At 65.3% G+C, this 22,159-nt stretch carries 28 protein-coding genes; 18 read left to right on the top strand and 10 right to left on the bottom strand.

The features are described from left to right. Positions 1–127 precede the first annotated feature (127 nt). Positions 128–1,651, top strand: coding sequence for an ATP-binding protein (locus ACMVY4_RS20290; protein WP_416897763.1), 1,524 nt, complete (start codon positions 128–130; stop codon positions 1,649–1,651). A 75-nt stretch (positions 1,652–1,726) separates the two neighbouring features. Here ACMVY4_RS20290 and ACMVY4_RS20285 read toward each other — a convergent pair whose 3' ends face one another. After that, positions 1,727–2,218 (bottom strand): tetratricopeptide repeat protein, encoded by a 492-nt coding sequence (locus tag ACMVY4_RS20285; RefSeq protein WP_416897762.1) that lies wholly within the window; start codon positions 2,216–2,218, stop codon positions 1,727–1,729. A gap of 348 nt (positions 2,219–2,566) precedes the next feature. Continuing rightward, positions 2,567–3,451 (bottom strand): helix-turn-helix transcriptional regulator, encoded by an 885-nt coding sequence (locus tag ACMVY4_RS20280; protein ID WP_416897761.1) that lies wholly within the window; start codon positions 3,449–3,451, stop codon positions 2,567–2,569. Between the two features lie 89 nt (positions 3,452–3,540). On the opposite strand from ACMVY4_RS20280, the gene ACMVY4_RS20275 reads away from it, so the two are divergent. The 10 genes from ACMVY4_RS20275 to nth all read left to right on the top strand — a co-directional run bounded on the left by ACMVY4_RS20275 (position 3,541) and on the right by nth (position 9,923). Then, positions 3,541–4,020, top strand: coding sequence for a flavodoxin domain-containing protein (locus tag ACMVY4_RS20275; RefSeq protein WP_416897760.1), 480 nt, complete (start codon positions 3,541–3,543; stop codon positions 4,018–4,020). A 13-nt stretch (positions 4,021–4,033) separates the two neighbouring features. Next, on the top strand, positions 4,034–5,425 hold the full coding sequence (locus ACMVY4_RS20270; protein WP_416897759.1) for a benzoate-CoA ligase family protein: 1,392 nt from the start codon (positions 4,034–4,036) through the stop codon (positions 5,423–5,425). Next, entirely contained in the window at positions 5,406–5,618 is a 213-nt protein-coding gene (locus ACMVY4_RS20265; RefSeq protein WP_416897758.1) for an AMP-binding enzyme, read from the top strand. Before ACMVY4_RS20270 ends, ACMVY4_RS20265 begins: the two co-directional genes overlap by 20 nt. 1 nt (position 5,619) lies before the next feature. Continuing rightward, positions 5,620–6,408: an alpha/beta fold hydrolase gene (locus ACMVY4_RS20260; RefSeq protein WP_416897757.1), complete on the top strand. Its 789-nt coding sequence runs from the start codon at positions 5,620–5,622 to the stop codon at positions 6,406–6,408. A 68-nt stretch (positions 6,409–6,476) separates the two neighbouring features. Continuing rightward, positions 6,477–6,680 carry a hypothetical protein gene (locus ACMVY4_RS20255; RefSeq protein ID WP_416900363.1) on the top strand — a complete coding sequence of 68 codons (204 nt, stop codon included), beginning with the start codon at positions 6,477–6,479 and terminating at the stop codon, positions 6,678–6,680. After that, the gene (locus tag ACMVY4_RS20250; RefSeq protein WP_416897756.1) at positions 6,635–7,714 is read left to right on the top strand and encodes an SEL1-like repeat protein; all 1,080 of its coding nucleotides are present in this window, start codon (positions 6,635–6,637) and stop codon (positions 7,712–7,714) included. Before ACMVY4_RS20255 ends, ACMVY4_RS20250 begins: the two co-directional genes overlap by 46 nt. Positions 7,715–7,721: 7 nt before the next feature. After that, positions 7,722–8,414: an NnrU family protein gene (locus tag ACMVY4_RS20245; protein WP_416897755.1), complete on the top strand. Its 693-nt coding sequence runs from the start codon at positions 7,722–7,724 to the stop codon at positions 8,412–8,414. 44 nt (positions 8,415–8,458) lie between these two features. Next, the gene (locus ACMVY4_RS20240; RefSeq protein WP_416897754.1) at positions 8,459–8,800 is read left to right on the top strand and encodes an ArsR/SmtB family transcription factor; all 342 of its coding nucleotides are present in this window, start codon (positions 8,459–8,461) and stop codon (positions 8,798–8,800) included. Then, complete coding sequence (locus ACMVY4_RS20235) at positions 8,790–9,269, top strand: SRPBCC family protein (protein WP_416897753.1); 480 nt, start codon at positions 8,790–8,792, stop codon at positions 9,267–9,269. The genes ACMVY4_RS20240 and ACMVY4_RS20235 overlap by 11 nt, the downstream gene beginning before the upstream one ends. A gap of 15 nt (positions 9,270–9,284) precedes the next feature. Next, a complete protein-coding gene (gene nth, locus ACMVY4_RS20230; protein WP_416897752.1) occupies positions 9,285–9,923 on the top strand; it encodes an endonuclease III in 639 nt (212 codons plus the stop codon). A gap of 6 nt (positions 9,924–9,929) precedes the next feature. Here nth and ACMVY4_RS20225 read toward each other — a convergent pair whose 3' ends face one another. The 3 genes from ACMVY4_RS20225 to fabA are packed head-to-tail and all read right to left on the bottom strand — an operon-like array spanning position 9,930 to position 12,423. Further along, positions 9,930–10,733: an enoyl-ACP reductase FabI gene (locus tag ACMVY4_RS20225; protein ID WP_416897751.1), complete on the bottom strand. Its 804-nt coding sequence runs from the start codon at positions 10,731–10,733 to the stop codon at positions 9,930–9,932. A gap of 3 nt (positions 10,734–10,736) precedes the next feature. After that, the gene (gene fabB / locus ACMVY4_RS20220; protein WP_416897750.1) at positions 10,737–11,957 is read right to left on the bottom strand and encodes a beta-ketoacyl-ACP synthase I; all 1,221 of its coding nucleotides are present in this window, start codon (positions 11,955–11,957) and stop codon (positions 10,737–10,739) included. A gap of 4 nt (positions 11,958–11,961) precedes the next feature. Further along, entirely contained in the window at positions 11,962–12,423 is a 462-nt protein-coding gene (fabA, locus tag ACMVY4_RS20215) for a 3-hydroxyacyl-[acyl-carrier-protein] dehydratase FabA (RefSeq protein WP_416900362.1), read from the bottom strand. Positions 12,424–12,664: 241 nt separating this feature from the next. Here fabA and irrA point away from each other — a divergent pair, with 241 nt between their 5' ends. The 4 genes from irrA (at position 12,665) to ACMVY4_RS20195 (ending at position 15,767) form a co-directional block, all read left to right on the top strand. Continuing rightward, the gene (gene irrA, locus ACMVY4_RS20210; RefSeq protein ID WP_416897749.1) at positions 12,665–13,105 is read left to right on the top strand and encodes an iron response transcriptional regulator IrrA; all 441 of its coding nucleotides are present in this window, start codon (positions 12,665–12,667) and stop codon (positions 13,103–13,105) included. 105 nt (positions 13,106–13,210) lie between these two features. After that, positions 13,211–13,627, top strand: a complete 417-nt coding sequence (locus ACMVY4_RS20205; RefSeq protein WP_416897748.1) for a rubrerythrin family protein — start codon at positions 13,211–13,213, stop codon at positions 13,625–13,627. Between the two features lie 110 nt (positions 13,628–13,737). Beyond that, positions 13,738–15,090 (top strand): heterodisulfide reductase-related iron-sulfur binding cluster, encoded by a 1,353-nt coding sequence (locus tag ACMVY4_RS20200; RefSeq protein WP_416897747.1) that lies wholly within the window; start codon positions 13,738–13,740, stop codon positions 15,088–15,090. Between the two features lie 80 nt (positions 15,091–15,170). Next, positions 15,171–15,767, top strand: a complete 597-nt coding sequence (locus ACMVY4_RS20195) for a DUF3501 family protein (RefSeq protein WP_416897746.1) — start codon at positions 15,171–15,173, stop codon at positions 15,765–15,767. Positions 15,768–15,844: 77 nt separating this feature from the next. Here ACMVY4_RS20195 and ACMVY4_RS20190 read toward each other — a convergent pair whose 3' ends face one another. The 4 genes from ACMVY4_RS20190 to ACMVY4_RS20175 all read right to left on the bottom strand — a co-directional run bounded on the left by ACMVY4_RS20190 (position 15,845) and on the right by ACMVY4_RS20175 (position 18,212). After that, positions 15,845–16,216, bottom strand: a complete 372-nt coding sequence (locus tag ACMVY4_RS20190) for a c-type cytochrome (RefSeq protein ID WP_416897745.1) — start codon at positions 16,214–16,216, stop codon at positions 15,845–15,847. 11 nt (positions 16,217–16,227) lie between these two features. Next, positions 16,228–16,842 (bottom strand): ferritin-like domain-containing protein, encoded by a 615-nt coding sequence (locus ACMVY4_RS20185; RefSeq protein WP_416897744.1) that lies wholly within the window; start codon positions 16,840–16,842, stop codon positions 16,228–16,230. A gap of 93 nt (positions 16,843–16,935) precedes the next feature. Continuing rightward, positions 16,936–17,643 (bottom strand): anti-sigma factor domain-containing protein, encoded by a 708-nt coding sequence (locus tag ACMVY4_RS20180; protein WP_416897743.1) that lies wholly within the window; start codon positions 17,641–17,643, stop codon positions 16,936–16,938. Positions 17,644–17,645: 2 nt separating this feature from the next. Further along, entirely contained in the window at positions 17,646–18,212 is a 567-nt protein-coding gene (locus ACMVY4_RS20175) for a sigma-70 family RNA polymerase sigma factor (RefSeq protein WP_416897742.1), read from the bottom strand. Between the two features lie 155 nt (positions 18,213–18,367). Here ACMVY4_RS20175 and ACMVY4_RS20170 point away from each other — a divergent pair, with 155 nt between their 5' ends. From ACMVY4_RS20170 to ACMVY4_RS20160, 3 genes are all read left to right on the top strand, one after another. Further along, positions 18,368–19,369 (top strand): TRAP transporter substrate-binding protein, encoded by a 1,002-nt coding sequence (locus ACMVY4_RS20170; RefSeq protein ID WP_416897741.1) that lies wholly within the window; start codon positions 18,368–18,370, stop codon positions 19,367–19,369. Positions 19,370–19,443: 74 nt separating this feature from the next. Beyond that, the gene (locus ACMVY4_RS20165) at positions 19,444–20,082 is read left to right on the top strand and encodes a TRAP transporter small permease (RefSeq protein ID WP_416897740.1); all 639 of its coding nucleotides are present in this window, start codon (positions 19,444–19,446) and stop codon (positions 20,080–20,082) included. 3 nt (positions 20,083–20,085) lie between these two features. Continuing rightward, on the top strand, positions 20,086–21,447 hold the full coding sequence (locus ACMVY4_RS20160) for a TRAP transporter large permease (RefSeq protein ID WP_416897739.1): 1,362 nt from the start codon (positions 20,086–20,088) through the stop codon (positions 21,445–21,447). Here the strand turns inward: ACMVY4_RS20160 and ACMVY4_RS20155 are convergent. After that, positions 21,437–21,979 (bottom strand): PAS domain-containing protein, encoded by a 543-nt coding sequence (locus ACMVY4_RS20155; protein WP_416897738.1) that lies wholly within the window; start codon positions 21,977–21,979, stop codon positions 21,437–21,439. The genes ACMVY4_RS20160 and ACMVY4_RS20155 overlap by 11 nt on opposite strands. Positions 21,980–22,159: the final 180 nt, after the last annotated feature.

The following is a 22,159-nucleotide window of genomic DNA, read 5'->3' as shown; positions in this document are numbered from 1 at the left end:
TGTTCCGAAACTGAAATTTAACTGCAGGTCGGCACTATCGGAAGCGTGTACGCGTGAGAGGCGAGTGACCGCACCCATGATTCCGGAACCACAGCATCCGGCTCCGTTCAGACGATTTCTTCGAGCCATGATGCGCCTGGCCGTCGCGGCCGGCGTCTTTCTGGCGGTCGGTCTCGGCATGGCGACACTGATGGCGGCGCTGGTGCTCGATGACCTCCGGACGCGTACGACGCTGGAGAGTGCCCGGTCCTATTCCTCGATGCTGACGGTCTTCCGCGACTACTACACGAAAGTCGTCGTGGGGGCGGCCAACCGGAACGGTGTGCCGATAAGCACCGACTATCACAGGGTCGAGGGCGCCGTGCCGCCGCCGGCCACCATGACCATCGAGATGGGGCTCTGGATGAGCGATCTCATCCGCCCCGGCAGCTTCCGCTTCTACAGCGACTACCCCTTCCGGGGCCGGGAGAACGGCGGTCCGCAGAGCGATTTCGAGGCGGAGGCGCTCCGGATCCTCGGGGATGGCACGAAAGAGAGCTATTTCCGGGTGGATCCGGATCAGGGCGCCGGCGCCCCGGTGCTGAGGTTCGCCAAACCGATCGCGATGGGCGCGGGGTGCGTGGCCTGTCACAACTCCCACCCGGATTCGCCTCGGCATGACTGGAAGATCGGGGATGTCCGCGGTGTGCAGGTGGTTTCGCTCGGCATGCCGCCTCTGGTGCCTTCGCTGGACGAATATCTCGACCGGGACCTCAGGACACTGGCGCCGATGATGGGGCTTGGCGGCGGCATTCTGCTGATCGCCCTTCTGCTCCTGCTGCTGATGCGGCGGTTGCGCCGGGCGCTCGATCTCGCCGACCGCCGCAACACCGCGCTCGCCGCGGCCCAGGTCCAGGCCGAGCAGGCCGCCGACGCCAAGTCACGGATCATGGCCAATGTCAGCCATGAACTGCGCACCCCCATGAATGCGATCATGGGTTTCTCCGAACTGATGAGCGCCGAGGCCCTCGGGCCGTTCCAGAATCCGAAATACCGCGAATATGCGGGGAACGTTCACGGCAGCGCACAGCGTCTGATGGCGATCATCGACAACATGATCACGCTCGCCGATCTGGACGACGGCAATGTCAGGCTGCAGCGCGAGGCCGTGGATGTTCTGGGGGAAATCCGACGCGCGGCGGCGATGGTCCGGCCCGACGCGGATGCGGCCGGCATCCTGCTGGAAATCGACCGGGACGCACCCTGGCCCGTTCTGGTCATGGACCGCCGGTCGCTGCGGCAGATCCTGGGCAACCTCATCGGCAATGCGGCCAAGCATGCCGGATCGGGCGTTAGGGTTGTCATGTCGGCGTCGATCGACCGGGAGTCGGTCCGCATTTCGGTAACCGACGACGGGGTCGGCATCGCCGACGCCGACATTCACCGCATCATGCAGCCTTTCGAATCGGTTGCCGATCCGGCCTTTGCCAATGCGGACGGCATCGGCGTCGGCCTGGCCGTCGCGCGGCAGCTGGCGGCAATCCATTCAGGGGAAGTCAGCATCCGGCCCCGTCCCGGGGGCGGGCTGATCGCCACACTGATCCTGCCGGCGACCTGTCTTGCGGGCGTTCCGCAGGAACACTCCGACGCAGCACGGACCGCAATGGCCTGACGCAATCGGCGGAAAAGGAGACGGGCGCGCCGGAATGCCGGCGCGCCCGCTCGTTCTGCCGAGATCGTTGTGGGTTCAGGAACCCTGGTACTTCGAAGCCAGCTTCTCCGTCCGGCGTTCGCCGGCGGCGATCTGACCGGGCCGCAGGTCGGCTGCGATCTGGTCGCGGCGTGCAGCCGCGTCGGTATCGCCGCGCTGGGCGGCAATGTTCAGCAGCGTCCAGGCCTGGACCTTGTCCTGCTCGACGCCACGGCCTTCGTTGAACATCTCGGCGAGCTTGTTCAGCGCGCCCAGGTGGCCGGCGCGTGCTGCGGCCTGATACCAGGAGGCCGCCTTGTCCATCTTCGGACCGCCGGTGCCCTGACCGGTCTCGAACATCTCTGCAGCGCGGTAGGTGGCTTCGACGTCGCCCTCGCCGCCGGCATCCACATACGCCTGCAGGGCGTCCTTGTGATTGCCCTCGGCGAAGAGCTTGTCGGCTGCGGCAATGTCGGCCTGGGCGGTGCCCAGCCCGAGCGCAATCAGCGCTGCCGCTGAAATCAGTGTCTTTCTCGCTGCTTCGATCATCGTGTCCTGCTCCTCGGCAAACCGTCTCGATCCGGTGGTTGTTTCATCGAACCGGCGCGCACACCCGCTCGCGCCAACGGTGATACGGTCACGCAAGCCGCGGGCCATTCCGGCGACCCCGCGCGGCGGTTTGGCATTTCGTAGCAAAATTGCCACAATTCGGTGCGGGGATCGCTCAATTGAGCGGTTTTCCTCTCTGAACGCCGCTTCTGCCCCGGCCCAGGGCGGCGAAGTGCTTAGATACCCGCGTGGGTCGAATTGGAGTTGTCTCAATGCGGCAGCCAAATCCGCAACCAATCGCAAATTGCGAACAGCGCGGAGAAAGGCTGATCGCAATGCGGGAAACAGTCAGGGGTTCTGCGTCTTCCAGTGCCGCATGACCCGGTCGGCAACCATCTCCGGCGCCAGTCCGGTTGTATCCACGATCCGGTCGGCCTTGGCGTAGAGCGGTTCGCGGGTCTCGAGAATGCGGTTGAGGTCCTGCATGGCCTCCCTGTTGCCGGCCATCGGCCGCTGGTCGCCCTGTTCCACGACGCGCGCCATATGCGCCTCGGGCGCCGCCTTGAGCCACACCGTAAAGCTGTGCTGCAGCAGGAACTGGAACGTCGACGGATCGGAAACGATGCCACCGCCGGTTGCCATCACGAAGGGCTCGCCGCTGTCGAGGATGGTGCTCAGCGCCTCGCGTTCCAGACGGCGGTAGCCGGCCTGGCCCGAGAATTCGAAGATCTCCGACAGGTTCATGCCGGCCATCTGCTCGATCTTTTCCGCCAACTCGATGAAACTCACGCCGGACCTCCGGGCCACCAGGCGGCCCACGGTCGATTTGCCCGCGCCGCGCAGGCCGATCAGCGTCAGACGCTTCTCCCGGTCGAGATCCTGCGCGAAGCGGTCCTGCATCAGCCGCCGGGCCTCGGCAAGCTGGGGCAGGCTGAGCCTGTCAAGAATGCCGTCGAGCAGCCTCCGGTCCGGCGCACCCTGCACGGTATCTTCCAGCAGGCCGGCCATGGGCGTCGACAGCGCGCCGGCGACCTGACGCAGGAGAACGATGGAGATGTTGCCCTTGCCCGACTCGAGCTGTGCGAGGTGCCGTTCGGACACACCGGAGTGCTTTGCGAGGTCCTTGCGGGTCATGCCGTGGCGGGCGCGGGCGGCGCGCACCCGTCCGCCCACCTGCTGGAGGAAGGATTCTGCCGGTTCCGTCTCGGCGTCTGCCCGATCGATCAGTGCCATTCATGCATTATAGTGCATTTTTTCTGGTATGCGAGGGGTGATTGTCGTATATCCGGCGGCCTGATTTCACGTGGCAGCGGAGCGTGCACATGTCCGAACCGATCGCGATACTTGTCGGAACCATGACCGGCACCGCCGAGATGGTTGCCGAGGACATGCAGGCGGCCATCGAGGAGGCCGATGGGCGCGACGTCGAGATCCGGCTGATGGACGATCTGGACGAAACCGCCTTCGATGACCGGGACATGGTCTATCTGATCGTCACGTCGACCTACGGTCAGGGGGAAGTGCCGGACAACGCCCTGGATTTTCTCGAGTCGCTGCAGGACAACCGCCCCGATCTGAATGGCATCCGCTTCGGCCTGTTCGGGCTGGGCGACGCGACCTATGCAGACACGTTCAACCATGGCGGCCAGCACTTCGAGAAGATCATGAAGGAACTCGGCGCGCGCCAGATCGGCGAACGCCATGCGCATGATGCAAGCAGCGCCGAAATGCCGGAAGAGCGGGGCGTGGAATGGGTGAAGGACTGGCTGAAACTGCTGGAGGCGGACGAACAGTCAGCTTGAGGGAGGCAGGCGTATGACCAATTTTGCGAGCGTGACCTGGGGTTCGACCCCGCCGGCGATTTCCATTCCCCGCAGCTACAATGCGGCGTCCGACTTCATCGATCGCCACATTGCCGAGGGACGCGGCGACCGGATCGCCTTCGTCGACGACCGCGAGAGCATCACCTTTGCGGAACTGGCCGAACGCGTGAACCGCGCCGGCAACGCGCTGAAGGCGATGGGGCTCGGCCCCGAGGACCGCATCATGATGGCGATGCTGGACACCGTCGATTTTCCGGCTGTGTTCTTCGGCGCCATCAAGGCCGGCATCGTGCCGGTACCGGTCAACACGCTGCTTACCGCGGGCGACTACGCCTACATGCTGCAGGACTCGCGCGCCAAGGCGCTGATTGTCTCCGACGCGCTCTACCCGGTGCTGAAGGAAGCGCTGCCTGGCCAGCCCTGGGTGCGGGACGTCATCGTCGCGGGTGACGCGCCTGCTGACGAGACCACCCTGTCGGCGATCATGGCCGAGGCCGACACCCGGCTCGCCACGGCCGACACCGTCGCCGACGAACCCTGCTTCTGGCTGTACAGCTCCGGCTCGACAGGCCGTCCGAAGGGCGCGGTACACATCCACTCCGACATGATCAATACGGCGGTGCTCTACGGCCAGCAGGTGCTCAAGATCACCGGTGACGACGTGGTGTTTTCCGCGGCCAAGCTGTTCTTCGCCTATGGGCTGGGCAACGGCATGACTTTCCCGCTCTGGGCTGGCGCCAAGGCGGTGTTGATGGCGGAACGGCCGACGCCGGATGCCGTGATGAGGCGCTTTTCGGAGCACGATCCGACCATCTTCTACGGCGTGCCGACGCTCTATGCGGGCATGCTGGCAGACCCGAAGGTCAAGCCGGCCAAGCCCGATGCCGCGCTGCGTGTCTGCGTCTCGGCAGGCGAAGCGCTGCCCCGCGACATCGGCGAGCGCTGGAACCAGCGCTTCGGCGTGGAGATCGTCGATGGCATCGGCTCGACCGAAATGCTGCACATCTTCCTGTCCAACCGCCCCGGCGACGTGAAGTACGGCACGACCGGAAAGCCGGTGCCCGGCTACGAGACGAAGCTGACCGACGAGAACGGCCAGCCCGTGCCGGACGGCGAGATCGGCGACCTCTGGGTCAACGGTCCGTCTTCGGCGATTGCCTACTGGAACAACCGCGAAAAGAGCATGGAGACGTTCCACGGTCCCTGGACGCGGACAGGCGACAAGTATGCCGTCGACGAGGACGGCTGCTACGTCTACCAGGGCCGCTCGGACGACATGCTGAAGGTGAGCGGCATCTGGGTCTCGCCGTTCGAGGTCGAATTCGGCTCTGGCCGCCCATCCGGCCGTCGTCGAGGCCGCGATCGTGGGCCGGGCCGACGATGACGAGCTGATCAAGCCCGAAGCCTTCATCCTGCTGGCCGATGGACAGACGGGCGGGCCGGCGCTTGAAGCCGAACTCAAGGCCTTCGTGAAGGACCGCCTCGCGCCCTACAAGTATCCGCGATGGATCAACTTCGTTGACGAACTGCCGAAGACGGCGACCGGCAAGACGCAGCGTTTCAAACTGCGCGACTGACATGAGCGGCGCCATGGACAGCGTCGAACTCTCCCGAGGTGCCGTGGAGTATGCCTGGTTCGGGCCGCCGGTCAGCGACGCCGCGGACCCGGTCATCGTGCTGCTGCACGAGGGGCTGGGCTGCGTGGCGTTGTGGCGCGATTTTCCCGACCGCCTGTCGGATGCGACCGGCCTGCGTGTGCTGGCCTACAGCCGCTACGGCTATGGCGGTTCGGCGCCCTGCGTGCTGCCCAGGCCGATCAGCTACATGCATGACGAGGCGCTGGACGTGCTGCCAGAACTGCTGCGCGCGCTGGAGATCGGACCGCACCTGCTGGTCGGCCATTCCGACGGCGGTTCGATCGCGCTGATCAATGCGGGCGGTGCGGCGGAGCCGGGGCTCCGGGGTGTGGTGACGCTGGCCGCCCACATCTTCAGCGAACCCGTAAGCATCGAATCCATCGCGAAGGCGAAGAAGGGCTATGAGTTGGGCCGTCTCAAGGAGGCCCTCTCGCGCTATCACGGCGCCAACACGGATTGCGCCTTCCTCGGCTGGGCGGATGCGTGGCTGAGCGGCGACTTCGAGGACTGGAACCTTGAAGAGTATCTGCCCGGTATCGATGTGCCGTGTCTGGTGATCCAGGGCGAGGACGACGAATACGGTACGCCGGCGCAGGTGGAAGGCATCGCGGCAGGGCTGACCGTCCGGCACGAGACACTCATGATGCCGGCCTGCGGACATTCGCCCCACAGGGACCGGACCGGCGAGACGCTTTCGGCGATCCGCCGCTTTGCCGATTCCCTCCGCTGATGTAGCTTTCGCCGATGGGGCGGCATCAGGGGACAGTCTTGGGAACCGAAGCGCCCACTGCGGCGCAGATGAACTATCTCAGGCGCGGCCTGACTCAGCCGGGCGGCAAGCTCCCGCTGTTCGATCAGGACGGGCAGGCCGTATCGGCCCGCACCGTCCGCGCCTGTATCGAGAAAGGCTGGGCCGAACCATGGTTCGACAATCCGATCAAGCCCGACTGGCTGGTGTGCCGGCTGACCGAGGCGGGGCGCTCCGTGGCCTCCGCCGACTGAGTCTTGCCCTGCTGGCGGCCGGCGCACTGCTGGCCGCCGCAGGCCCGGCGCTGGCCGATCCGCCGCCGGAGCTCTGGGACCGTGCGCGGAACGGCGAGGTCTCCGCGCAATACGATCTCGGCATCTACTACCTGAAGCCGGGCCACCCCGACCACGACCTGAAGTCGGCGCGGTACTGGCTGCAGGAGGCCGCCGCCGCGGGTTCGGCCGATGCGGCTGCCGAACTGGGTATCCTGTTGCTGGATCAGCGCGAAAGCCCCGAGGATTTCTCGCTGGCGCTGGAAGCGCTGACCTTCGCGGCGGAAAATGGCGTGGCCAAGGGCCAGTACAGAATGGGCCTGCTCTACGCCAGCGGTCTCGGCGTACTGACGCCGGATCCGCGGCGGGCGCGGGCGATGTTCCAGCTTGCCGCCTCGCAGGGACATGCCGCCTCGCAGGCCAATCTCGGCGTCTACTACTATCAGGGTATCGACGGCGAGCAGTCCCGGGAAAGGGCGGAGGAGCTGTTCAGGGCGGCGGCGGACAAAGGGGACGCGCTGGGGCAGTACCATCTTGGCGTCCTGTACCTCACCGACCATTACGGCGAACCTGACCCGCAAACTGGCGTTGCCTGGATAAGCAAGGCCGTGGCGCAGCGATTGCCGCAGGCGCAGTTCGCCCTGGGCCAGTTGTACATGCAGGGTCGCGGCGTGCCGAAGGATGCGTCGGAGGGTCTGGCGCTGGTGAAGCGGGCGGCGCAGTCCGGGTTTCCGGAAGCGCAGTTCCAGATGGGGGTCTGGCGTGCCGAAGGCGCCGGAGCGCCTGCGGATCAGAGGGCGGCCGTGGAGTGGTACAGCCTGGCTGCGGAACAGGGACTGCCCGACGCGCAGTATCTCCTTGGCAATCATCTCGCCACCGGCCGCGGTGTGGAAAAGAACCTGGAGAGCGCCATGTTCTGGCTGGAGGCTGCGGCGAAGTCGGGTCATCCGCGTGCCCGTGAGCGCATAGAGTTCTATCAGCAGGAAGCGGCCGCCGAGGGCGGCAAGACGGAGTGATGACGGCATGCCTGTCGGAGAGCTGAGCGGACTGGTTCTGGCGACCCTGTTCTTCATCCTTGTCCACGTCGTACCGGCGACCCCGTTGCGTGCGGCGCTGGTGGGGCGGATCGGAGAGGGGACCTATTCCGCGGTCTTCTCGGTCATTTCGCTGATCGGTCTCGTCTGGATGGTGATGGCCTTCAATGCCGCGCCGAACGGGGCCTTCCTCTGGTACAACGCGGGTCCGCTGCAGTATCTCAGCATTCTGCTGATGTTCATCGCGCTCGTGCTGGGCATCGGCGGTCTGATCGGCAGCAATCCCACCTCGGTCGGCGGCAAGGTGCCTGCGAGCGGCGAGCCGGCGACAGGTTTCGTCCGCATCACGCGCCACCCCTTCCTGACCAGCGTCGTCATCTGGTCGCTGGCGCATCTGATCGTCCGGGGCGACCTGAAGGCGCTGATCTTCTTCGGCGGTCTCGGCCTGTTGTCCGCCGCCGGCACGCAGCTGATCGACGGCCGTCGCGCCCGGTCGCTGGGCGCCGAATGGGACCGCTTCGCCGCCGTCACTTCGGTGGTTCCGTTCCTCGCCATCCTGCAGGGCCGCAACCGCCTGGCCGTGGCCGAGCTGAAATGGTGGCGGCTGGCCATCGGGATCGTACTCTTCCTCGCGATCCTGCACTTCCACACCGCGATCATGGGCGTCTCGCCGCTGCCCTGAGCGTTCGTGCTTGCGGAATGATGGCAGTCTGATATTTTAACCGAATGGTTAATCAAGAGGCGCGGCTCGACCGCATCTTCGGTGCGCTGTCCGACCGGACCCGGCGCGCCATGCTGGAGCGGCTCGGCGAGGGCGAGGCGACGGTGTCTGAACTGGCCGAGCCCTTCGAGATGTCGATGCCGGCAATCACCAAGCATCTGAACGTGCTGGAAGATGCGGGGCTGATCATCCGCAGACGGGACGGGCGCATGAAACGCTGCAGCATTGATCCGGACGGAGCCAGAGACGCGAAAGCCTGGATCGAACAGCAACGGGCCTTCTGGAGCGGCAGCCTCGACCGGCTGGAAGCGTTGCTGGAGGACGAGGTGGCGCCACATGACGGCTGAGGCCGCAGATGTCAGGGCGGAAGGTGATATCTGGCGTTGCGCCATCGAACGCCGGTTCGCGGCGCCGGTGTCCCAGGTGTGGCGCGCGTTCTGCGATCCGGCGCGCGTGGCGGCCTGGTACGGCCCCGAAGGCATGGAAGCCGAGATCGAGCAGTTCGACTTCCGGGAGGGCGGCGAGTACCGGCTGGTCATGCGCGCCGGGGACGGGGGCGAATATCCGCTGAAGGGCCGGTTCCTGACCATCGAGGAAGGCCGCAAGCTCGTCATGACCTGGCTCTGGCTGATGCCCGAAGCGACAGGCATCGAGACGCTTGTCACGATCGAACTCGCCGCGGATGGCGACGGTACCTTTCTGAAGTTGGTGCACGAGAAATTCGCCGACGCGGACAACGCTGCTGGCCACGGCGAGGGCTGGTACAGCAGTCTGCGCTGTCTCGAGGCTTATCTGGTTGAATCCGCCGGCCGCTGACGCTCCTATGCGGGCATGAACAGGCAAGAACGAGAGACCTTCTTCCAGCGGCTGCAGGCGGCCAATCCGGAGCCGAAGGGCGAGCTGGACTACACCAACGCCTTCACCCTGCTGGTCGCCGTTGTGCTGTCGGCGCAGGCGACCGATGTCGGCGTCAACAAGGCGACCGGTCCGCTCTTCGCGATCGCCGACACACCCGACAAGATGCTGGCGCTGGGCGAGGCGAAGGTCCGCGACTTCATCAAGACCATCGGCCTCTACAAGAACAAGGCGAAGAACGTCATCAAGCTGAGCGAGCAGTTGATCGCGGATCATGGCGGCGAGGTGCCGCCGGACCGCGAGGCGCTGGAGACGCTCGCCGGCGTCGGGCGCAAGACCGCCAATGTCGTGCTGAACATCTGGTTCGGACAGCCGACCATCGCCGTAGACACGCATCTCTTCCGAGTCTCGAACCGGACAGGCCTTGCCAAGGGCAAGACGCCGCTGGAGGTGGAGCAGAAACTGCTGAAGCGCGTGCCTGCACCCTACCTGCAGCATGCGCATCACTGGCTGATCCTGCACGGGCGCTATGTCTGCAAGGCGCGCAAGCCCGACTGTCCGGCCTGTGTCGTGAACGACGTCTGCCGCTTCAAGGGCAAGACGGTCGCGGCGTAGGGCCGGTCAGTCCTTGTCGAGCTGGTGCGGGTTCATCATGCCGATGACGTTGTAGCCGGCATCGACGTGATGGACCTCGCCGGTCACGCCGGTCGAGAGATCCGACAGGAAATAGACGCCGGCGCCGCCGACATCCTCGTGCGTGATGGCGCGCATCAGCGGCGCATGATCCCGGACATAGCCGAACACGTAGCGGGCATCGCCCACGGCCGCGCCTGAAACGGTGCGCATCGGGCCCGCCGAAATGGCGTTGACCCGAATGCTCTCGCGGCCGAGATCGACGGCCAGGTACCGCACGCTGGTCTCCAGTGCGGCCTTCGCCACGCCCATGACGTTGTAGCTGGGCATCCAGCGCTCGGCGCCCGAGAAGGACAGCGTCAGCAGGCTGCCGCCGTCTGTCATCAGCGGCGCGGCGCAGCGCGCAGTCTCGGTGAAGGAGTAGCAGCTGATCTCCATCGTCCGCGTGAAATTCTCCACGGTCGTGTCGACGTAGCGCCCCTTGAGCTCGTTCTTGTCGGAGAAGGCGATGGCGTGGACCACGAAATCCAGCCGGTCCCATTCCTTGCCGATCCGCTCGAAGACGCGTTCCTGGTCGCCTTCGGCGGTGACGTCGCAGTTCTCCAGGAAGTCGGCCCCGATCGATTCGGCCAGCGGGCGCACCCGCTTCAGCATCGCGTCGCCCTGGTACGTGAAGCCGAGCGTTGCGCCCGCTTCGTGACAGGCCTTCGCGATGGCCCAGGCGATGGAGTGGTCGTTGGCGACGCCCATGATCAGGCCGCGGCGGCCTGCCAGAATTCCCTCGGCAGCCATCGGTCAGTCCGCCAGCTTCTTGAAGACGAGACTGGCGTTGGTGCCGCCGAAACCGAAGCTGTTCGACATCACACAGTTCAGGCCGGCATTGTCGACCCGCTCGTAGACCAGCGGGAAATCGCCGACGCCTTCATCCGGATTGTCGATGTTCACCGACGGCGTCAGGAAATCGTGGTGCAGCATCAGCAGCGAATAGATCGCCTCCTGCACGCCTGCGGCGCCCTGGCTGTGGCCGGTGAGGCTCTTGGTCGAACTTACCCGCGGCAGTGCATCCCCGAACGCCTCGCGGACCGCGTTCAGCTCGACGATGTCGCCGACCGGTGTCGCGGTGCCGTGGGCGTTGATGTAGTCGACCTTCGTGTTGCCGATGGTCGCACGCGCCAGGTTCATGCAGCGCACCGCGCCTTCGCCCGAGGGCGCGACCATGTCGACGCCGTCGGAGGTGGCGCCATAGCCGACGATCTCGGCATAGATCTTCGCGCCGCGCGCCCTGGCGTGTTCCATCTCCTCGAGCACCAGCATGCCGCCGCCGCCGGAGATGACGAAGCCGTCCCGGTCGCGGTCATAGGCGCGGGAGGCCTTCTGGGGGTTGTCGTTGTACTTCGTCGACATCGCACCCATCGCGTCGAACAGCATGGACAGGGTCCAGTGCAGCTCCTCTCCGCCGCCGGCGAACATGACGTCCTGCTTGCCGAGCTGGATCGCTTCGTAGGCGTTGCCGATGCAGTGCGCGCTGGTCGAGCAGGCCGACGAGATCGAGTAGCTCATGCCCTTGATCTTGAATGCCGTCGACAGGTTGGCGGAATTCGTGGACGACATGCAGCGCGGCACCATGAACGGGCCGATGCGCTTGACGCTCTTCTCCCGGGCCGTATCGGCGGCCTGCACCTGGTTGGAGGTCGAGGGACCGCCCGAACCGGCGATGACGCCCGTGCGCGGATTGGAGACGTCGGACTCCTCCAAGCCGGCATCCGTGATGGCCTCCTGCATCGCGACGTAGTTCCACGCCGCGCCGAGGCCCATGAACCTCAGTATGCGCTTGTCGATGTGCTCGGCCGGATCGAGATTGATGGAGCCGTGGATCTGGCTGCGCATGCCGACTTCGGCATACTCGGGCGCAAACTCGATGCCGGAGCGGCTGTTGCGGAGACTGTCGAGAACCTCGGCGGCATTGTTGCCGATGGACGAGACGATTCCGAGGCCGGTGACGGCGACGCGTTTCAACGGATCAACCTCTGTTTTCGGCGGCCTGGAAAAGTCCGACCCGCAGGTCCTTGGCGGTATAGATTTCCTTGCCGTCGGCCTTCACGACGCCGTCGGCGATGCCCATCACCAGCCGGCGCGCGATCGTACGCTTGATCGACAGATGATAGGTGACCTTCTTGACGTTTTTCAGCACCTCGCCGGCGAATTTCACCTCGCCGACACCCAGCGCCCTGCCGCGGCCGGGCAGGCCGAGCCAGCCCAGGAAGAACCCGACGGACTGCCACAGCGCGTCCAGCCCCAGGCAGCCGGGCATGACCGGATCGCTCTCGAAGTGGCATTCGAAGAACCAGTGGTCCGCCTTGACGTCCAGTTCAGCCTCGATCTCGCCCTTGCCGTAGGTGCCGCCGTCCTCGCTGATCCGGATGATGCGGTCGAACATCAGCATCGGCGGCAGCGGCAGTCTGGCGTTGCCTTCGCCGAACATCCGCCCGTGGGCGCACTCGAGAAGCTCTTCGTAGCTGAAACTGGATTGGCGTTCGGTCAAGATGTGGGCCTCGGCTCTCCTGTGCCGGCATGGCGGCCGGCTGTCTCCATTATTCTGCGGCGGGACTATAACCGTATCATCCGACACGCAAAACCCGATAATCCCGTGCTTTCCGGGGCCGGAGAGAGGACCTGATCGACCAGGTCTTCTGTTTTTCCGGTATCGTCGCTATATAGGGGCCATGTCGAGCGTTGAAATGACAGATATTTCTCAGAGGCTTCGCGCCGCCCGGCTGCGTCCGACGCGGCAGCGTATGGCATTGGCCGAACTGCTGTACCGGCAGGGCGACCGTCATGTGACGGCCGAGCAACTCTATGACGAGGCGCTGCGCGACGGCGTCGCCGTATCGCTGGCGACCGTCTACAACTGTCTCAACCAGTTCACCCGCGCCGGTCTGATCCGGGAAGTCGTGGTCGATCCGGGCCGCTCCTACTTCGACACCAACGTGTCGCAGCACCATCATTTCTATCACGACCGCACAGGTCAGCTGACCGACATTCCGGGCGAAGCGATTCGTCTGGGTGATCTGCCGGCGGCGCCGGACGGTACAAGGGTGGCGAGCGCAGAGGTGATCATCCGGCTCACCGACGCCGCACCCCTTCCTGATAGCGATTCTCAATAGTTTGGAATAATTCTAAACTATTGACTCCATCCTCCACGTGACTTAACTCTTCGCCAGCGCACAGGGGTCGTGCGCGAAAGATCACGTTCACTGGAGGAGAAGATCATGTCGCTCAAGGGCAGCAAGACCGAAGAGAGCCTGAAGGAAGCGTTTGCCGGCGAGTCCCAGGCCAACCGCCGCTATCTGTATTTCGCCCAGAAGGCTGACGTCGAAGGCTTCAACGACATTTCCGCCGTGTTCCGTTCGACCGCCGAGGGCGAAACGGGCCATGCGCACGGCCACCTGAAGTTCCTCGAGGAAGTCGGCGACCCGGCGACCGGCGAGCCGATCGGCTCCACCGAGGAGAACCTGAAGGCCGCGATCGCGGGCGAGACCCACGAGTACACCGACATGTACCCGGGCATGGCCAAGACCGCGCGCGACGAGGGCTTCGACGAGATCGCCGACTGGTTCGAGACCCTGGCCAAGGCCGAGAAGAGCCACGCGGGCCGCTTCCAGAAGGCCCTGGACTCGATGGGCTGATACAGCCCCTACCGGTTCGGGCGGCGGCGACAGCGCCGCCGCCCGGCACCGGCCGCGCCCCGGCGCGAACATATTCTCGAAACCACGACCAATAAGACGAGGATCGTCCGATGAGCGAAGGCGGATTGGCGGCCCCCGAGCGGCACCCTATCGACTGGCAGAACCCGGATTTCTACAACGCTGAAGCGATCGACGAGGAACTGCGGCGGGTGTTCGACATCTGTCACGGATGCCGTCTGTGCTTCAATCTCTGCGACAGCTTTCCGCGCCTGTTCGACCTGATCGACGAGAGCGAGTCCGGTGAACTGGACACCGTTTCTTCCGACGACTTCAAGCCGGTCGTCGATGCCTGCACGCTCTGCGACATGTGCTTCATGTCGACCTGCCCCTACACGCCGCCGCACGAATTCATGCTGGACTTCCCGCATCTGATGCTTCGCTACCGCGCCGCCGAGCACAAGGGCGGCAAGACCGGGTTCTGGGACAAGCAGCTGTCGAAGACTGACCGCAACGGCAAGCTGATGGGCGCAACCGCGCCGCTCGCTAACTGGGCATCGAAGCTGGACAACAAGATCACGCGGCCGATCCTGGAAGACATTGCGGGCGTCGACCGCCGCGCCGACCTGCCGAAGTATCATGCGAAGAGCTTCAAGTCGGCGGCCGCGCACGGCCCGGAAGTGAACAAGGATGCGCCGGCTGCCGGCCGCAAGGCGGTGCTCTACGCCACCTGTTTCGTGAACTACAACAATCCCGGCATCGGCGAAGCCGCACAGGCCATTCTGGCTGCGAACGGCGTCGAGACCGTCGTCGACTATCCGGAATGCTGCGGCATGCCTCAGCTCGAGCAGGGCGATATCGAGGATGTCGCCCGCCGCGCGAAGAACGTGGCCTCGGCCATGAAGCCCTGGCTGGACAAGGGCTATGACATCGTCGCCCTGGTGCCGTCCTGCGCCCTGATGCTCAAGTTCGAATGGCCGCTGATCCTGCCTGACGACCCCGCGGTCAAGCGGCTGGCGGAATCGACCCGCGACATCACCGAGTACATCGTCGAGATCGCGAAGAACGAGGGGCTCGGCGTCGAGCCCAAGCCGCTGGACGGCGGCGTCAGCCTGCATCTGGCCTGCCACGCGCGGGCGCAGAACATCGGCCAGAAGGCCGCCGAGATGCTGCGCCTGATCCCGGAGGGCGACATCAAGGTGATCGAGCGCTGCTCGGGCCATGGCGGTAGCTGGGGCGTGAAGAAGGAGAACTTCGACACGGCCCTGAAGGTCGGCAAGAATGCCTTCCGCGCCGCGGGCCGCGAGGACAAGACCTACGTGGCCTCCGAATGCCCGCTGGCCGGCATGCACATGCTCCAGGGCATGGAGATGGTGCACGAGGAGAACGCCGAGAACTTCAAGGCGCCGCCCAAGGTTGCTCATCACCCCGTGGAGCTTTTCGCGAAGGCCTGCGGCCTGATCTGACGCCCGGGCGTTGCTGAATCCGATAGACGGGACGCGGCGCCCCGACGCCGCGTCCGTGACAACTTTCGTGGAGTTGACACATGACGATTGCCATGAAGACCGAACTGACCGCTGCCGACATCGTCGATAACGCGACCTTCGACGCGCAGCGCAAGGAAAAGCAGGCCGAACTGCGGACCCACAAGACCCACCGGCGCGTCGATGTCGGCCCTTTCGCATCCTTCTTCTTCGAGAGCTGGTTCACCATGTGGTGGCAGATCCAGGAGATGCTGCGGGTCGAGGGCGGCGGCGAAGAACAGCTTGCCGACGAGCTCGAGGCCTATGCCTCGCTGGTGCCGAACGGGCGCAACCTGACGGCCACCATGATGCTGCAGATCGCCGATCCCGTGCGCCGGGCGCGCGAACTGTCGAAGCTGGGCGGCATTGAACATGCCGTTGTGCTGGTTATTGGCGGGGAAGAGGTCCGTGGCGAGGCGGAGGACGATCTCGACCGTACGACCGCCGACGGCAAGGCCTCCTCGGTCCACTTTTTCCTGTTCCCGCTGTCGGACAAGCAGATCGCGGCGTTGAAGGACGGCTCTGCCGAGGTCCAGCTTCGGATTACCCACGACAACTACAATCACATCGCGATCCTGAGCGATGAGCAGAAAAAGGCGCTGGCCGCGGATCTCGCCTGATCGCGCCGAATGGATGAAGCGGCGCCGGTGGGCGCCGGAAGCGGGGGGATGCTTCCGACGCCCCCGTGCACCATCGCCTAACGCTGGCCGGGGGCGAGACGTCTCAGGTAAGCGATGATGTCCGCCCGGTCAGCCGCATGGCGTACGCTGAATGTCATGCGGGTGCCGGGGACCATCGACCGTGGACCGGCGAGCCAGCGGTCGAGTTCCTCGGGCGTCCAGACAATGCCGCTGTCCTTCAGCGCCTCCGAGTACCGGAAGCTTGAAACACTCCCTGCGGCGCGGCCGACGACACCGCGGTGCTTCGGGCCGACGCGGTTGGCGTCGGGCGAGTGGCAGCCGATGCAGCGGCTTTCGTAAAGCAGCCGTCCATTCCCGGCGTCCGCGGCGTGGGCGGCGGTACAGAGGACGACCGCCGCCAGGACCAGTGGAATTGTCTGCGCGCGCATTGGATGCCCGGTCAGGCGCCGAAGCTGAGGGCGTTGGCCGGCAACTGCTCGCCGATCGCCTGCGCCAGAACGGTCCAGTGCATTGTCTCGTCGGCGGCCAGACGGCCCGAGATCTGCGCCAGATCCTTGTCGGCGAATGACGGAATCACGCCGAGATAGGCGTTGGCCGCACCCTTCTCCAGCCGTGCCGCGAGGGTCAGGACGTCGGCCTGGCTCTTCAGGGTGCCGGCGCCCAGTCCTTCGGCATATTCGCCCAGCGTGCTCGCCTCGGCCGGTGTTCCGCCGAGCTTCTGCACGGTCGCGATCAGGGCGTCGCGATGCGCCTTGTGGTGGCTCTGGAACTGGACGGCAAGTTGCAGGACCGGCTTCTGCAGCAGGCCGCTCTCGGCGCCGAGCTGATAGGCTGCGATGGCTTCATGTTCCAGCCCGAGCGCGACATTCAGAATATCGCTGTCCGCCTTGGCGTCGGCCATGGAGTCGCCGCCGCTGTGGGAGGCGGCGCCGGTTTCGCAGGCCGCGAGCATGGCGACTGCGCTGGCGGAAAGGGTGGCCTTGCCGGCGCCTGACAGGAAGAAGCGGCGGCTGATTTCCGGAAGCCCGGAGGCTGTGGCGAGAAGACGTGACATCGTGGGAAGAACTCCGCTGTTGGCATGCCGCACGTCCATTGGTGGCGCGCGGTACCATCAGCTACGACGACCTCTCCCGGGTGGATGCAGGACCTATTTGGCGATGGCGCGGAGGCGTCCCTGATAGACGACGGGGCCCGTCGGAAGGCCGGTGGGGGAGCCGCCGGACGGCTCCAGGCTCACGGCAAGCGTGGCGCCGGGCCGGGCCGCCGCCGGCAGCGGAAGCGCCGAGCGGGCGTCGATGACGCCAAGCGAAGTCGGCCTTTCCGCGTCGGGGGCGATCAACCACAATTCGTGCACGCGGCCGCCGGTGGTGGCGTCGGTTTGCAGGGGAATGACGGCCATCATGCCGGTTTCCAGATCGACCGTGGCCATGAACCCGCCATCCTCTGCCTCGGTGGTCAACAGGGCGACGTAGCTGTCCTGCCTGACGGGATCTCCCGGCAACAAGACGACGGCCAGAATGACGGCGGCGGCTGTGGCCAGCGCTGCCCATCCCCGCCAGAACCACAGGCTGGAAAAGAGCCCGCCCGGCTTGTCCGTCTGTTTGCCTACGGCGCTCTCGCGCAGCATGGCCGCCTCGATACGCGGCCAGACCGTATCGGGCGGCGCAACGTCCGGGGTCAGTTCCGACAGGCCCGCCAGCCGGTTCTGCCAGGCCTCGACCATCTGCCGGAATGCCGGGTCGCGTGAAGCCAGCCTCTCGGCGGCCTCCCGCTCGGCGCCATCGAGCACGCCGAGCGCGAACTCGGACGCCAGGGCGTCCCGCTCCTCGGGCGACAATCTGTCCTGATCGTCCATGCTCAACGGTCCAGACACTCCTTCAGTCTCGCGAGACTTCGACGGATCCAGCTCTTGATCGTGCCGAGCGGGATATCGAGCTTTTCCGCAAGCTCGGCATGAGAATATCCGTCAACATAGGCGAGGCGGATGCACTTGGCCTGCTCGGTCCCCAGTTCTTCTACACAGTTCCGCAATCGGGCGGCTTCTTCGCTCAGCGCCAGACGCTCGAATGCGCCGGGATCGGTATCCGGCGGATCCACGCCATCCATCGTGTCAGTGACCGGCCGCCGCCCCGCACTGCGAAGCCGGTCGATGGCGGCGTTCCGCGCGATGACGATCATCCAGGTCATCGGCCGCGCGCGGAACCGGTCATAGCGATGCGCCTGGCGCCAGATCTTGAGATAGACCTCCTGCAGGGTGTCCTCGGCGTCCGTCCCCGGGCCGACGACGCCGGAGATGACGCCGAACAGCTTCGCGCTGGTCCGGTCGTAGAGCGTCTTCAGGGCGGATTCGTCGCCCCGCCCAAGCTGCTCGAGCAGTTCGGCCAGGTCGCCGCCCGGGGCTTCATCGTCGCTTCTGCGGGCCATCTTACGACGGCGCTCCCAACTGTTTCCGTCCCGCATGCGAGCCGATACGGACGCCTGCTGCGTTTCCGATCTGCGCCATACGCTGGGCAGCATTGCAGCCCACCCCGATGTCGCCTACAAATTCTAGTCGAATAAGCCGAGTCAGGGAGGAAACGATGCGGTTTGTTACCACGATTGCCGCCGCGGCGGCCATGGTTGTGGCGGCGGGCGCCGCCCAGGCGAATTGCGATGACGGCGAGATCGTCATCAAGTTCAGCCACGTCACCAACACCGACAAGCACCCCAAGGGCATCGCCGCGTCGCTGCTGGAGCAGCGGATCAACGACGAGATGAACGGCAAGGCCTGCATGCAGGTGTTCCCGTCCAGCCAGCTCTACAACGACGATCAGGTTCTCGAGGCGATGCTGCAGGGCGACGTCCAGATGGCCGCCCCCTCGCTGTCGAAGTTCGAGACCTTCACCAAGAAGTTCCGCGTCTTCGACCTGCCCTTCGTCTTCGTCGACGTCGACGCGGTCGACCGCTTCCAGAATTCGCCCGATGGCCAGAAGCTGAAGCGTTCGATGGAGCGCCGCGGTCTGCTGGGCCTGGCCTTCTGGCACAACGGCATGAAGCAGATGTCTGCCAACAAGCCGCTGGTGCTGCCTTCCGACGCCGAGGGGCTGAAGTTCCGCATCCAGCCGTCCGACGTGCTGCAGGCCCAGTTCGAGGCGCTCGGCGCCAACCCGCAGAAAATGGCCTTCTCCGAGGTCTACGGCGCGCTGCAGACTGGCGTCGTGGACGGCCAGGAGAACACCTGGTCCAACATCTACGGCCAGAAGTTCTTCGAGGTGCAGGACGGCGTCACCGAGACCAACCACGGTATCATCGACTATCTGGTCGTGACCTCGACCGAGTTCTGGGAGGGTCTGCCGGATGATGTCCGCAGCCAGCTCGAGACCATTCTCGGCGAGGTGACCGAGGCGCGTAACGCCGAGTCGACCGCGGTGAACGAGCAGAACAAGCAGTACATCATCGACGCCGGCACGACGATCCGCACCCTGACGCCCGAACAGCGCCAGGCCTGGGTCGACGCCATGAAGCCGGTCTGGGACCAGTTCGCCGACGGTATCGGGCAGGACCTGATCCAGGCGGCCGTTTCCTACAACCCGTCCAACTGACGGTTTCCGGCCGGACCGCCCTCTGAAGGGGGCGGTCCGCTCGCCGGGTTGCCGCACCGGAGGGGAGGGACGGCATGTCCAGCAAGCCGCATCCAGGCGCGGGCGGGATCATCGACCAGATCGAGGAGACGCTGATTGCCGTCATCCTCGGACTGATGACGCTGATAACCTTCGCCAACGTCATTGCCCGCTACGTCTTCAACGACAATATCCTCTGGGCGCTGGAGGCGACGGTCTTCCTATTCGCCTGGCTGGTGCTCCTCGGCGCCAGCTATTGCGTCAAGACGACCGCCCATCTGGGCGTCGACGCCATCATCAACATGGTGTCGCCCGCCGCGCAGAGAGTGCTGGCGCTTCTTTCCGTCGCCTGCTGCCTTGTGTTCTCCGGCCTGCTGCTGGTCGGCGCCTGGGAGTACTGGGCCCCGTTCGCCGGCAAGCAGGTCTGGTACGAGGTCAACGACATCCCGATGCCGGGCTTCCTCAAGTTCCTCGAGGACACGCTGAACGAGGGCGAGCCCTATGAGAAACTGCCGCGGTTCATCCCCTATTTCGCCCTGCCGCTCGGCATGGCGCTGCTGACCTTCCGGTTTCTGCAGGCCGGCTGGCGGATACTCCGGGGCACTCAGAAAACCCTGATCGCCGCACACGAGGCCGAGATCGACGACGACGGCGAGTCGCCGGTCGACAAGATGGCCGCCAGGGACAGGAACTGATCGATGGAAGTCGTCCTTCTCTTCGCCCTTGTCATCGGCTTCCTGCTGATCGGCGTGCCGATCGCGGTGGGCCTGGGGCTATCGTCGATCATCTTCCTGCTGCTCTTTTCCGACAGCTCGCTCGGTTCGATCGCCCAGACGCTCTTCAACGCCTTCGCGGGCCACTACACCCTGCTGGCGATTCCCTTCTTCATCCTCGCCTCGGCTTTCATGTCCACCGGCGGCGTGGCCAACCGCATCATCCGCTTCGCCATCGCCTGCGTCGGCCATTTCCGGGGCGGTCTCGCCATCGCCGGCGTCTTCGCCTGCATGCTGTTTGCGGCGTTGTCGGGCTCTTCGCCGGCCACCGTGGTGGCCATCGGCACCATCGTCATCGCCGGCATGATCAAGGTCGGCTACAGCCGCGAATTCGCCGCTGGCGTCATCTGCAACGCCGGCACGCTCGGCATCCTGATTCCGCCCTCCATCGTGATGGTCGTCTACGCGTCCGCGGTGGATGTCTCGGTGGGCCGCATGTTCCTGGCCGGCGTCATTCCCGGGCTGATCGCCGGCATCATGCTGATGATCGGCATCTACATCGCCGCACGCTTCAAGGGGCTGCCGGCGCAGCCGTGGGCCGGCGTCATGGAGATCCTCAGGGCCGGCGCCGACGCGGGCTGGGGCCTGTTCCTGATCGTCATCATCCTGGGCGGCATTTATGGCGGCGTCTTCACGCCGACCGAGGCCGCGGCGGTCGCCGCCGTCTACGCCTTCTTCATCGCCAATTTCGTCTACAAGGACATGGGGCCGCTGAAGGGCGGCAAGAGCTTCTGGCGCAACCCGCTGAGCCTGCTGAGCGTGTTCGTCCACCCGGATACCAAGGCGGTGCTGCTGGAAGCCGGCAAGCTGACGATCATGCTGCTGTTCATCATCGCCAACGCGCTGATCCTGAAGCATGTCCTGACCGACGAGCAGATCCCGCAATCGATCGCCGAGGCGATGCTGGCCGCCGGCTTCGGGCCGGTCATGTTCCTGATCGTGGTCAACATCATACTGCTGATCGGCGGCCAGTTCATGGAGCCGTCCGGCCTGATCGTGATCGTCGCGCCGCTTGTCTTCCCGATCGCCATCGAACTGGGGATCGACCCGATCCATCTCGGCATCATCATGGTCGTGAACATGGAAATCGGCATGATCACGCCGCCCGTGGGTCTGAACCTGTTCGTCACGTCGGGCGTTGCCGGCATGCCGATGATGGATGTCGTGCGGGCGGCGCTGCCATGGCTCGGCATCCTGTTCATCTTCCTGATCATCGTGACCTATGTGCCGTGGATCTCGACCTTCCTGCCGACGGCCTTCATGGGACCTGAGATCATCACGAGATAGCGGCGGCGGCAGGCGTCTCCAGCCAGTCCTCGCACCAGGCCGGGCCGCCATTGGCCGGGATGAAGGTGCGGATCTGATGCGCCGGTGCCGTCGCCAGCGACCGGCCGCGTTCAAGCGCCCAGGAATGCAGTGTCGCGCCCAGGATGCGGCTGACCCGGCTGCCGTCATTGGACAAGAACGGCAGCAGCAGGCGTTCGCCCGAGGCCGGCCGTTCACTCTCCGCGAACAGGCGTCCCGTCATGTGCACCACGGCCGGGTCCGCGCAGACGGCGAAATACCCGACCACACGTTCGATGGCAGAAGGTACCGTCAGTTCCTCCAGCGTCCTGCCGACGATGTTCTCACCGTAGGCGACGCGGACATGGTCGCCGATCAGGCGGTATCGGAAACGGCGGCGGGGATCGTTGTCGACCACGTCGCACATCCAGATCGCCGGAAGCAGCCGGGCGAAGCGGGACGGATCGATGTCGGCGATACGCGGTGCGATCGCCTGTCCCCTGGCCTCGCGCCAGTATCCGGCAAGCTCGCGCATGCGCGGGTCCTGCAAGTCTTCGAATGGGGACGCAACTCGTGCCAGCACTGGAATACCCCGATGCAACATGGCCAATCTATCGTTTCTGTTTCGCATCCGAATATGAATCGGCTGTTAATTGACAGGTCAAATTTTTTTGCGCCGCATGACCGAGGGCGGCGAGTGCGCTAGCCTGCCGCC

Source organism: Minwuia sp. (assembly GCF_048007105.1).
GTDB lineage: Bacteria > Pseudomonadota > Alphaproteobacteria > Minwuiales > Minwuiaceae > Minwuia.
The sequence above is the reverse complement of the archived record's forward strand: the minus strand, read 5'-3'. Positions and strand labels throughout refer to the sequence as shown.